Genomic DNA, 11,178 nt, shown 5'->3' with positions numbered 1-11,178 from the left:
GAACATCGGCGCCGTAACGCATGACCCCGGCCGGAGAAGGCCTTACCGCATCACCGGTCGACGTCCGCCACCACCACCAGCGGAACATCCCGCTGCGGATGCCGCAGCACCAGGACGGGCTGCTGGTACACCCGCTCGATGTGCTCGCGCGTCAGCACCTGGTCCGGCGTGCCATCGGCAGCCACCCTGCCCTGCTCCAGCAGCACGATGCGGTCGGCGTACCCCGCCGCCAGGTTCAGATCGTGCAACACCACGATCACGCACGCGCCGCTATCGGCCAGCTGCCGCACCGCACGCAGCGTGCGCTCCTGGTGGCGCAGGTCCAGCGCCGCAGTCGGCTCATCGAGCAGCAACAATGGCGTGTCCTGGGTGAGCACCCGCGCGAACGTCGCCCGCGCCGCCTCACCGCCGGACAACGTCTGCACCTCGCGCCGCCGCAGCCCCACCATTTCGGCCTGGCCCAGCGACTGTTGCACCCGCGCCGCATCGCGCAACGCATCGGCCGGGTGCGGCAACCGCCCCATCGCCACCACCTCGTCCACCGTGAACGCAAAGCGCACGGCATGGTCCTGCGGCATCACCGCCCGCTCGCGCGCCAGCGCCATCGCCTTCCAGTGGGCGATCGGCCTGTCGTGAAGGATCACCTGGCCGGAATCGGCCTCGACGTCGCCACTGGCCACCGCCAGCAAGGTCGACTTGCCCGCCCCGTTCGGCCCGACCAGCGCCGTCACCGTGCCCGGCACAAACCCCAGGTGGATGTCGTGCAGGATAGACCGCTCACCGAAACGAACGCCCACGCCATCCAGTTGCAGGAACGGTGCGCTCATACTCCGCCGCTCCGGCGCTGGTGCAGCACCAACCACAGGAAGAACGGTGCACCCAATGCGGCCGAGAACAAGCCCAGCGGAATCTCCGCGGGCGGGTCCAGCGTACGTGCGGCGGTATCGGCGCCCACGATCAACAGCGCACCGGTGACCGCCGAGACCGGCAGCAACCAGCGGTGCCCGGGGCCCACCAGCATCCGCACCACGTGCGGCACCACCAGCCCCACGAACCCGATGGAACCGGCGAACGCCACGGCCGCGCCCACCAGCAGCGCGCTGAACGCAATCAGCTTCAGCCGCGTGCGCTTCACGTCCAGCCCCAGGTGCTGCGCCTGGCGCTCCCCCAGCGCCAGCATGTCCAGCGGCGTGGCCAACCGCAGCAGCGCGAACGTACCCAGCACGAACACCGGCAACGCCGCTGCCAGATCGGCCCAGTCGGCCTGCGCCAACGAGCCCATCTGCCAGAACACCAGCGACTGCAGCTCGCTTTCGCTGGCGATGTAGGTCAGGAAGCCGATTGCCGCCGAGCAGAAGGCCGCCATCGCGATGCCCACCAGCAGCAGCGTCGCCGTGCCCGTGTTGCGCCCGGGCCGCGCCAGCGCATAGGTCAGGCTGATCGCCGCCGTACCGCCGGCGAACGCCGCCAGTGGCAGCGTCCAGCCGCCCACGCTACCCGCACCCAGCACGATGGCCGCCACTGCGCCGAGCGCCGCGCCCTGGGTCACGCCCACAATGCCCGGGTCGGCCAGCGGATTGCCGAACAGACCCTGCAGGCTCGCCCCGGCCATCGCCAGCGATGCGCCCACCAGCGCGCCCAACAGCGCACGTGGAATGCGCAGGTTCCAGACCACCGCCATGTCGCGCTGGCTGACCTGCGCGGGGTCGAGCATGCCCAGCTTGACCGCCACCGCCTGCACCACCTCCAGCGGTGGAAGGCGCAGCGGCCCGACCGCGAACGAGGCGAGGATCGCACCCAGCAGGGCGAGCGCCATCATCGCCAGCACCCATCCGCCTGCCCGTCTGCGCGTAATGCCGTCCATCACAGCGTCCTGCTCACGGCGACGGCAGTGCCGCCAGCGCCTTGGCCAAGGCCACCGCACCACTGCCCGAGCCCACGCTGGCCGCCTTCAACTGCACGTCCGGCATCACCCACACCCGGTTGGCCGCACCGGCCGGGGTCTGTTTCAACGTCGGGTAGGCCTTCCACAGGCCCGCCTCACCACCGAACAACTGCAGATCGTTTTCGGTCACCAGGATGACCTCGGGCGCTGCGGCCACCACGCCTTCATTGCTCAGCGCGGAATAGTTGGCCACGCCCGCTTCGGTGCCGATGTTCACGCCACCGGCCAACCCGATCAGCTTGCCCGAGGCACTGTCGGCGCCCGCCACGGTCGGCGCGCCGCCAGCGCCGGTCGCGGAAAGATGGATCACCCGCGGGTGCACCTTGCTGCTCGATGCGATCACGGCGGCTTCCTCCAATTGCGCCTGCACCTGCGTTGCCAGCGCGTTACCGGCCTCGGCCACGCCCAGCGCGGCCGCCACCTTGCGCACCTTGTCCGGTGCCGGCTGCAGGTCATCGATCACCACGGCCGCCTCACCCGCACCGCGCAGTTTCTTCGCCAGCTCGGTGTGTCGGCGCAGGCTGTTGCCCAGGAACAGCGTCCCTTCCAGGCTCAGCACGCCCTCCACGCCGGTGGTGCGGTTGAACAGGAACTGCTTCGGCGCCTTGCGCCCGGCGTCGGTCGCTGAACGCAGCGGCGCGGCATACACCTTCCCGCCCATGCCCAGCGCTTCGATCACCGCGATGACATCGTCGCCTCCGGCCACGATGCGCGAGGCGTCTTCCACCGTCACCTGTTCACCGTCATCGGAGGTCACCGTTGCCGGCAGCACGGGCGTGAGGTTGGCGCTGGACGGCACATCCGTGCCCGCCAACCGCAGCCAGCCCTGAGGCAGCGCGGCAAGCGTTGAAGCATCGGCTGCGCCGGCCGCCTGTGGCGCCGCATCGGCCTGCGCCGCCGTCTGCGCAGGCTTGCCGCCGCAGGCAGTGAGCGCGGCAGCCAGCCCAAGCACGAGTACGCCGTGGCCTGCGGTCAAGGATCTCGACATGTAGTTCTCCAATCAGGTGCGCGCAGGGCCGCTGCCCCGCGCGCGAGGTGCATCAACGGCGGGTCGGGGTGATGCGGGTGATGCGGTCGCCCTTCGGGTCTTCCGCGCCGCGCGACTTGTTGACCGCGAACACGTTGCCTTTGCCGTCTTCGCGCACATGGTTCGGGAAGGTGCCGCCGTCCAGGTTGCCCACCACCTTGCCATCGCCATCCACCACGGTCACCGTGCCGGCGCCGCGATTGGTGACGTAGGCCAGGCCGGACACCGGTTCGAACGCCACGTTCAGGGCACCGGCGCCCACTGGTACATCGTGCAGCACGTTGCCACTGGCCACATCGACGATGAGCAGGTTGTCGGTGCCCTGCGAGGCCACGTACAGGCGGTTGCGCCTGCCGTCGAAGGCCACCCCGGAGGCGCTGATCGAATTGCCGAGGTCGATGACCTTCTCGACCTTGCCGCTGGCAACATCGATCACCGCCGCCTCGGGCGTGCCGATACTCACCGTGAACAGCTTGCCGCTGGCTTCATCAAGCGCCAGGCTCATCGGGACGAACTTCTCATCATCCACGCCCGAGGCCAGCGTGATCGGCGCCAGTGCCTTGAAGCTTTTCGCATCGAACACCGACAGATGGTCTTCGCCGGCGGCCGACGCGAACACCTTGCCGCGCTTGGCATCCACCACCACGTCGCGCGCATGCGGCACCGCGCCGGCCGGGAACTGATGCACCAGCGACAGATCCGACTGGCGGTACACCGCCACGGTGTCCTGGCGGGTATTGCTGACCCACACCGTGCCATTGGCGTCATCCACGCCCACGCCGTAAACGGCGAACACGCTGCCGCCCTTGGCACCGGGTACCTGCGCCGGGGTGATCGCCTTGACCACCTTCAGCGTCGCCGGGTCCACCTTGAGCAGCTGCGACTGGGTCACTGGCGGGCGACCCACCGCCGAGGTCACGAACAGCGCGTTGCTGCCGGCGCTGTAAGCGCTCTGGTACAGCCCCTGCACCAGCTTGCCCGCGCTCTGCTGGAACGCCTGCTGGCCGCTCAGCGGCAGGTTCGGCGACACCCGCAGGGCAACCACGGTGGCCGCAGCCGGCTGGCTGGCGCGCACCACGACCGGGTGCTGGCCGGGCACCGCATCGACCGGGACCTTGACGCTGGCCTTGAAGTTACCCTGTGCGTCGACCACCACCGGGGTGGCATTGAGCACGGTCTCACCGCGCAGCAGGGTGACCTGTTGGCCCGGCACGAACGCGCGGCCGGTAACTTCCGCAGTGCTGCCGGGAACCACATTCTCATTGCGGGCACTGACCTTGCCGCGGAAGCCATTGGCGGGGGCATCGAACACCGGCTGTGCGGACAGGGCGCCGGTAACCAGCGACAAGGCCACGGCCAACGCAACAACGCGGGTGAGGGAAACCAATCGGGACATGGCAGACTCCGTCTGTAGGGGCGCGCAGAACGCGCGCGTCACAAGGGTTGCCTTGGCATGGCCGCATCGCTGCGGCGGCGGCACGGGGCCACGCGTTGCCTGGGTGTGGGAAAGATCACTCGGTCACGCCGTAGAGCGCGGCAAGGGTCGCCTTCAACGATGCCGGCAGCATCGGACCGTGGCCGAGGCCAGGAAACTCGCGATACGTCACCTCCAGGCCCGGAACCTTCGCCAGCCGTGTGCTGAGCGCGTGCGCCGCATCCGGGGTGGCCGCGCCAATGCGGCGCAGGTGGGCGACCACGCGCGGGTTGCTCATGTCGCGCACGCCGCGGTTGCCACTGCGCTCATCACCGCCCAGCATCAACCACACCTTTGCCGGTGCGGGATGCGCAATGAAGGCCTGCTCCATCGCGCCCTGCGGCGCGCCCTGGCTCCACCACAACGAGGGACTGGCGCTCACGTACTGCTGGAAGGCGGTTGGCTGGGTGTACAGCGTGCTGAGCACGAAGAGCCCGCCCAGCGAATGGCCCCAGAGTGATTGCTGCTGCGTGTCCACCCGGGCACGGCGCTCTACCTCGGGCTTGATCCGCTGCTGGATCACATCGAGGAACGCGCTGGCGCCGCCGCCACTGGACTGCGGGGTGCCGTTCCCATCATCGGCCGTATCCACCCAGGCGGTGTAGTCGAGCGTGCGCGCCGGTGAATCGATGCGCAGGTCGTTGTCGTAGCCGATGAACACCAACACCGGCGCAGCATGCGCGGCCAGGTCGCTCAACAAGGCCTGGTCGAACACCATGGCCGCCGCATTGCCATCCAGCATGTACAGCACCGGCGCTGGAGCGGAGGCCGTCCGCACAGGCACGCCGACATTGACGCGCCAGCGCCGGGCGGGCTCGCCGCTCTCAATCACGAAACGTTCGAATCGATAGCTCTGCGCCGGCTGGTCAAGCACGGTTTGGCCGACCTTCTGCAACGGATTGCGTTGCTGGGCGGCAACCGGCGCCATCCCGACCACGCCCAGTACTGCGGCAACGCCAGCGCTGCGCAACAAATGAGAGAAAACAGGTATCAGGCTGGAAAGCACGGCAGGCAGCGCTCAGAGCAAGGCAACCGCCCCAGTATACCTCAAATGCGAATGGGTATCACTTGCCTCCCAGCCACCCACAGCGGTAGGTCACGGCCGTTGGTCGTGACGAGCACACGGCCGTTGGTCGTGACCACACAAACGAAAAGTCCGGCCACAAGGCCGGACGGTGGATCATTCCGTTCGGACAGCAGCTTATTCTTCTTCTTCCTGCTGGCCGCCCTGCTGGTTGCGCTCGCCTTTCTGGTTCTGGTCCTGCTGTTGCTGCTGGCCCTGGCGCTGCTGATCTTTCTGGTTCTGCTGGTTCTGCTGGTTCTGCTGGCCCTGCTGCGGATTCTGCTGGTTACCCATGACGTATCTCCGATGCTCGGCGTCGAAAGTGATGCCGGTGAAGCAACACTAGGGTTGAATGCGTTACCTCCGCGTGCGCCCAACGCCACCTGCATAGACGGAACGGGCACCTACGTAAACAGTTCAGAACAACGCCCTGCCGTCGTCACGCTGTGGTCGCATCGCCGTTACGTCACGGGTCCGCATCGAAGATCACGGTCACGTCACCGCGGTAGTGGCTACCCGGACGCTGGAGCATCCGGGCCAGCGCGTCTCCCTTTACGGCGAAGTGCAACCGGGACGGCCGCCGTACAGCCAGCGAGTCGGTGGTGAAGATCGGCGGCGACATCGTCGTGGTCAGCGGCAAGTCCACCGCGTCCGTGCCGGATACCGCAACGCGGAACCCCGGCAGCGTCAGCTGGATGTCGAGGGGCGCCTGCTCTGCTTCGTCAGAGAGGCTGCGGATGGCGCAGCGTCCATCGGGCAGCGGATACTGGCACTGCAGCGACACGCTGAACTGGCCGGAACTGCTGACCGTGAACGGCAGTTCGCGCTCCAACGCGCGGGGCGCAACGCCATGGTCGCTCCATTGCGTCCACCCGTCTCTGGGCGCGAGCACCGCACGGTCGCTCCCTGGCGGAAGCTCCAGCTCGAACGGATGGTGCACCGTCAGCTCGAAGTGCACGTTGACGATGTTGTCGTCCAGCGCCACACCGTTTCCAAGATCAAAATCCGCTCCCTCACCGGTGCCACCCACCCGGAACGTGGTGACGCCACGGTAAAGCCCGCTCGGCATTCCCAGCGGCTGCGGTGTCGTGAGCTTGTAGGTGAAATCGAACTCGGTCATCAGGTAGTTGTTGGTTTCCTGCCAGTGCAGCGAACACGCCACCACGCCTTCGCCCCCGTCCCGCCGGAGGAGCATCCGCATGGTGCTGCGATTCTGCGCACTCGCGTTTGACAGCCCTCTGTCGCAGTTCCTTGGATTGCCCACCGACGCCGGCTCGGACGGCCCATCCCGATCCTCGTCCACCAGCCGCATGGCGGCACCGATGATGTTGAACCCGAGGTCGAACGTATGCGCTCTGTCGTCGGACGTTACCCGCACGGTGCGTGCAGCCGGCATGCCGATATAGAACCCGTTGGGCCCGTAGTTGTGCTCGCGGATGGCCTGCTTGGTCCCTCGGATCCTGGTGTCGATACTCCACCAGTTGTTGTTGATGCAGGCCTGCAGGTGGGTGCCTACGCACACCCCGGACCACGGCGTGGTGTTCACGAACTCGCGCTTGTCAGGATTGATGATGCTGGGCTTGAACTCCGCCGTGATGAGGATGTCGGCCGCTTGGGCACCAGCTGCCAGCAGCCACAGCGCGCACAGAACCAGCAGGCGCCGGCGCGGCACGGCAATGAATCGGATGAGGGAGGTCATGGCATGGCTCCGGCAATCGACGCTGCCGCTTCGGACTGCGCGTGGGTGAGACTGGATGGCGGGCACTGCAGGATGCCGGCCAACCAGGTGTCGCCGTCCGGGCGGGTGGTGGTGCCGTCGAGCGCGAAGCTGCAGCCAGCCACCTTCGGGTGGCGCACTTCCAGGTTGGGTGCCGTTGCGCTCATTTCCAGCGCGAAGAACCCATCGGCCTCGGCCACGCTGCGTCCGGCGTGGTTGATCACGTGCGCGCCGGCCAGCGGCTCGCCGGCGGCATCCCTGAGGTGGCCCATCACGGTAAAGGTACTGAGTACTGCCACCTTGCCGTAGGCCACCCCACCCTTGTTGAGGTGGTAGCCCAGGCTGGCTGGCTGGATGCTCGCGGCCGGCGCGGCGCGGCCGTCGAAATCGATCTGCAGGGTGCCCGTGCGGTAGGCGGTGACGGGCAGGAAATTGCGGCCTGGGTACAGCACGTACGAACCGCCTCGGCTGTCGTGCGCGCGTAGCGCTACATCGGGCAGCTCCGAGCTCACGTCCACGATCATGCCGGTATCGGTGCTGATTACCTGCCCTGCACCGGCGATCGCCAGCTTGCCGCCCCCGATGGCCATGGTGCTTTCCAGATTCAGGCCACCGCCGAGGGTGCCGCCCAGCGATGAACGCTGCGCGTGCACGTCACCGCGCAGCGCCGGATGTTCGAACAGCGCGTTGCTGCTCAGGCCCAGCCCGTCGCCGTCCACCGTGGCGTGGCCGGCCACGGTGCGCAGCAGGCCCTGCTCGAAGCGTTGTTGTACACCCGCACTGGCATACAGGCTGCGCCCGCCGTCGGTGGCGGTGCGGCTGCCCACGCTGCCGCTGTAGCGGCGGTCATCACGGCCAAGCGCGATGTTCAGCGTGAGATCAAGACCGCGATTGCGGCGCATGCCGCTGCTCACATTGGCCGGGCGGTCGAAGACGGCCGCGCGCCAGGTGGCACCACTGCCGGACAGGGCCTGGCGCCGGCTGAACGACAGGTCCACGCCGACGCCATTACTGACGCCGGAGTGATGCGACACACGCGCGGCAATGTGGCTGCTGGCGCCCAGGCGATGGTTCACGCTCAGCGCGCTGGTCTGCAGCCAACCCGAATGCGTCTGCGGCACCTCGGCGCCCGGCCGCAACGGCGGAAAGGCATCATCACCGGGGCGGCGTCGTTCCTGCCAGCTGCGGTTGTGCGAGGCAATCACCGTGCCGTGGCGGTAGCGCCACAGGCCCTGCAGGTCCACGCCATTGCCGTGCTCGCCGGCATAGGCGTTGGTGTAGAGATTGGCACGGTCGTTGATCTGCCAGTCAAGCGAGCCGGCAAAGGTGTTCTCGCCGCCCAGGTGCTGGGCCGACAGGCCGACGATCGCACGCGGATGGGCCAGGTAGTTGACGATGCCGCCTGCGGCAAATGCACCGGCCTTCGGGTCCTCCAGGCTGTCCAGCAGGCTGTGCTGGACACCGGCGAACACACTGTAGCGCCAGCGGCGGCTCGGATCGCGCCAGTTGCCCGGCTTGTGGATCACGGTGGTTTCGCGCGAGGTATCGCGCCCGTCCTCTACCACCCGCAGTTCAACCTCGTAAATGCCGCCCGGCAGCCGCCGGGTATCGAGCTCCTGCAGGCCCGGCTGCAGCGGCTGGGTCAGGATCAGGCTGCCGTCGCGGAACACTTCCACCGTGCCCTCGCGGTTGGCGGTGACGTAGACCGGGTACAGGCTCGGCGCGCGCGAATCGATGGCCAGGCTGTCGGACGAGCCGGCCATCATGCCCACGGTGGTGTGGCTGAGCGAGCCGGGCGCGCGCGGCTGGCGGTTAACGCCCTGGAAGTTGGGCAGGAAGTAGCCCATGCGAAGGAAGGTGTCGCGTAGTTCGCGCTGCGCGTACAGGCTCTGCACCGAGTGGCGAAGCTCGCCCTCTTCATTGCCACCGCGATCCACCTGGTAGTTTCCCATCAGGCTCCACTGTCCCAGGCTGCCCCGCGTGTCGAGCGCGTAGCGGCCGGCCGCATCGATGCCCTGCCCCGCGTAAGCGTTGAGCTGGTGGCGCAGGATCAAGCCACGGCTGCCGTCTTCGGGAAGCGCAAGGTACCGTGGTTGCATGCCCGCGCGCCCACCGTTTTCGGTTGCAATGGACAGCAGCGAGCTCTCCAGGCTGTAGTGAAGGCGCACCAGCCCGTGCGTGCAGGCCTGCGTGCAGGCGCCCATCGGGCGCGGCGCAGCGAGCGCTTTCAACCAGCGCTCGCGTTCGGCGGCCGGTTCGGTGCTGTCGTGGCTGTCGGTGAATTCCAGCAGCGACAGGGTATTTTCACGGGTCAGCACCGCACGGGCATCGCCCAGATGCTGGCCATCGCGTTCGACCCGTACCACCAGGGGTACGTCGAAAAAATGGTCACGGAAGTCATCGGGCAGCCCCCCCGCCTGGTCCAGCAGGGTGAGGCTTTCCAGGGCGGCCGGCGCAGCCTGTGCCATTGCACTGCTGCAATAGAACATGACGGCGGTGGCGATGGGAAGCAGACGTGGGGACATTGCTGTTCCTGTGCAGGAAGGAGGGGCGCGGGAGCGCCCCTCCTGCAGCAGCCGGAGCTGCCCGGGTGACACATGGGCGAACGCGCGGGATTACGGGGTGCCGCTTTCGAACATCATGAAAACGTTGCCCTGGTAGGTGCCATGCACGTAGCTTTCGCCCGCGGGTGCAGCTGCGGTGATGGCAACCGCTGCACGCTTGCTGGCCGCAGCTTCGGTCGGGCTGGCAACTTCGAGCGCATTGGCGGCGCCGACCTGAAGGTCCTGGCCGGCAACAGCTACGGTCAGGTCGATGGTGTTACCCGCACTGGTCAGCACCGCGTCGGTGGTCAGATAGGCCTGGATCGCGCCCAGGCCGCTCTTCATGTCGATCTGCTGCTGGATCGGGTCCAGACGCTGCGTGGCGATGTTCCAACGCATGTTCTGCGTCTGGCCCGCCCAGTCGCCCACCGGCGAGATCTGCAGGCCGTTGGCCGACGGCACAACCGCCTCAACGGTGACCTGGACCGGGAACTGTTCGGTGGCCGCCATCGCGGCCGGGGTGAGGATCAGCGCAGCCGCAGCGGTCAGGACGTTGCTCTTGAAGCTCATGTCATTACATCTCCGTGAGTGGAAAGGTGTCGCCTGGAGTCCGGCGACGGGACGGTGGTTCCAAGCGGAACCTAGGGGCTGAGCAGGACATCCCTGCGGTTGTCCCCCTCAACGATCTGAAAGCGGTGCACATGCCCGGCACTGCGGGTGAAGCGTTCGGTGCGCGCTGGCAGCAGGTGCACCTTTCGCGACGGCGAGCATTCGGCCGCCTTGTCCTGTGCGCTGCACTGACGGATGTCGTCGAGTACGACGGTGGTGTTGCCGGCATTACGCAGCTTCACGTGGGAGTCGCTGGTCTCGGTCCGCACGTCGTAGCGCGCCTGGTCGGGATGCACGATCACGAACACGCCAAAGCCCGTGAGCACGTTGACGCCGGCCGACAGCTCCCTGCGATAGTCATCACGCTGCGCATCGGTCAGCGCGAACTCATCTTCGGACTGCGGCAGCACCGGCACGAAGCGGACGCGGTAGTAGCGCTCGGTACTGCGATCACCCTGCACCAACAGGCGCGTGGCCTGCTGGCCCTGGGCGGGCACGATCAATCGCGACGGGCTGGCCACCAGCCCGGGCGATGCCCCGCCGGCCGATGTTTCCACCGGCAGTTCCTCATGCGTACCGTCAGGCCGGTAGCGGACTTCACTGATCTGCACCCGCACGAACGCCGTAGCATCACCGGTGTTCCGCACCCGCTTGAGCAGCGCCGCCTTGCCTGGCTCGACATACTCATACATGGCACCGACGTGGATGCTGGGTGCTGCGGCGTTGGTCGGCGCGACGGCCGCCACCACCAACAGGGATGTCGCCAGCGCACTCATCAGACGCTTCATCCAAACCACTCC

At 67.5% G+C, this 11,178-nt stretch carries 10 protein-coding genes; all 10 read right to left on the bottom strand.

Annotated features, from left to right (window positions below; translation table 11 throughout):
- Positions 1–50: 50 nt before the first annotated feature.
- The 10 genes from ACTJI4_RS08810 to ACTJI4_RS08765 all read right to left on the bottom strand — a co-directional run bounded on the left by ACTJI4_RS08810 (position 51) and on the right by ACTJI4_RS08765 (position 11,166).
- Positions 51–827 carry a heme ABC transporter ATP-binding protein gene (locus tag ACTJI4_RS08810; protein WP_440869070.1) on the bottom strand — a complete coding sequence of 259 codons (777 nt, stop codon included), beginning with the start codon at positions 825–827 and terminating at the stop codon, positions 51–53.
- Positions 824–1,819, bottom strand: coding sequence for a FecCD family ABC transporter permease (locus ACTJI4_RS08805; RefSeq protein WP_440869069.1), 996 nt, complete (start codon positions 1,817–1,819; stop codon positions 824–826). Before ACTJI4_RS08805 ends, ACTJI4_RS08810 begins: the two co-directional genes overlap by 4 nt.
- Before the next feature lie 58 nt (positions 1,820–1,877).
- On the bottom strand, positions 1,878–2,933 hold the full coding sequence (locus ACTJI4_RS08800; RefSeq protein WP_440869068.1) for a heme/hemin ABC transporter substrate-binding protein: 1,056 nt from the start codon (positions 2,931–2,933) through the stop codon (positions 1,878–1,880).
- Positions 2,934–2,985: 52 nt separating this feature from the next.
- On the bottom strand, positions 2,986–4,368 hold the full coding sequence (locus tag ACTJI4_RS08795; RefSeq protein WP_440869067.1) for a YncE family protein: 1,383 nt from the start codon (positions 4,366–4,368) through the stop codon (positions 2,986–2,988).
- A gap of 115 nt (positions 4,369–4,483) precedes the next feature.
- A complete protein-coding gene (locus ACTJI4_RS08790; protein ID WP_392917616.1) occupies positions 4,484–5,374 on the bottom strand; it encodes an alpha/beta hydrolase in 891 nt (296 codons plus the stop codon).
- Positions 5,375–5,647: 273 nt separating this feature from the next.
- Positions 5,648–5,803, bottom strand: a complete 156-nt coding sequence (locus ACTJI4_RS08785) for a hypothetical protein (RefSeq protein WP_392917434.1) — start codon at positions 5,801–5,803, stop codon at positions 5,648–5,650.
- Between the two features lie 172 nt (positions 5,804–5,975).
- Positions 5,976–7,274 (bottom strand): hypothetical protein, encoded by a 1,299-nt coding sequence (locus ACTJI4_RS08780; protein WP_440869066.1) that lies wholly within the window; start codon positions 7,272–7,274, stop codon positions 5,976–5,978.
- Positions 7,205–9,751: a TcfC E-set like domain-containing protein gene (locus ACTJI4_RS08775; RefSeq protein ID WP_440869065.1), complete on the bottom strand. Its 2,547-nt coding sequence runs from the start codon at positions 9,749–9,751 to the stop codon at positions 7,205–7,207. The genes ACTJI4_RS08780 and ACTJI4_RS08775 overlap by 70 nt, the downstream gene beginning before the upstream one ends.
- Before the next feature lie 90 nt (positions 9,752–9,841).
- Positions 9,842–10,339, bottom strand: coding sequence for a CS1 type fimbrial major subunit (locus ACTJI4_RS08770; protein ID WP_392917424.1), 498 nt, complete (start codon positions 10,337–10,339; stop codon positions 9,842–9,844).
- Positions 10,340–10,410: 71 nt separating this feature from the next.
- Positions 10,411–11,166, bottom strand: coding sequence for a CS1 fimbrial subunit B flags: Precursor (locus ACTJI4_RS08765; RefSeq protein WP_440869064.1), 756 nt, complete (start codon positions 11,164–11,166; stop codon positions 10,411–10,413).
- Positions 11,167–11,178: the final 12 nt, after the last annotated feature.

Origin of the sequence: Stenotrophomonas sp. 22385 (genome assembly GCF_052045085.1) — a bacterium.
GTDB lineage: Bacteria > Pseudomonadota > Gammaproteobacteria > Xanthomonadales > Xanthomonadaceae > Stenotrophomonas.
This window is presented reverse-complemented; position numbering and strand designations above follow the sequence as displayed.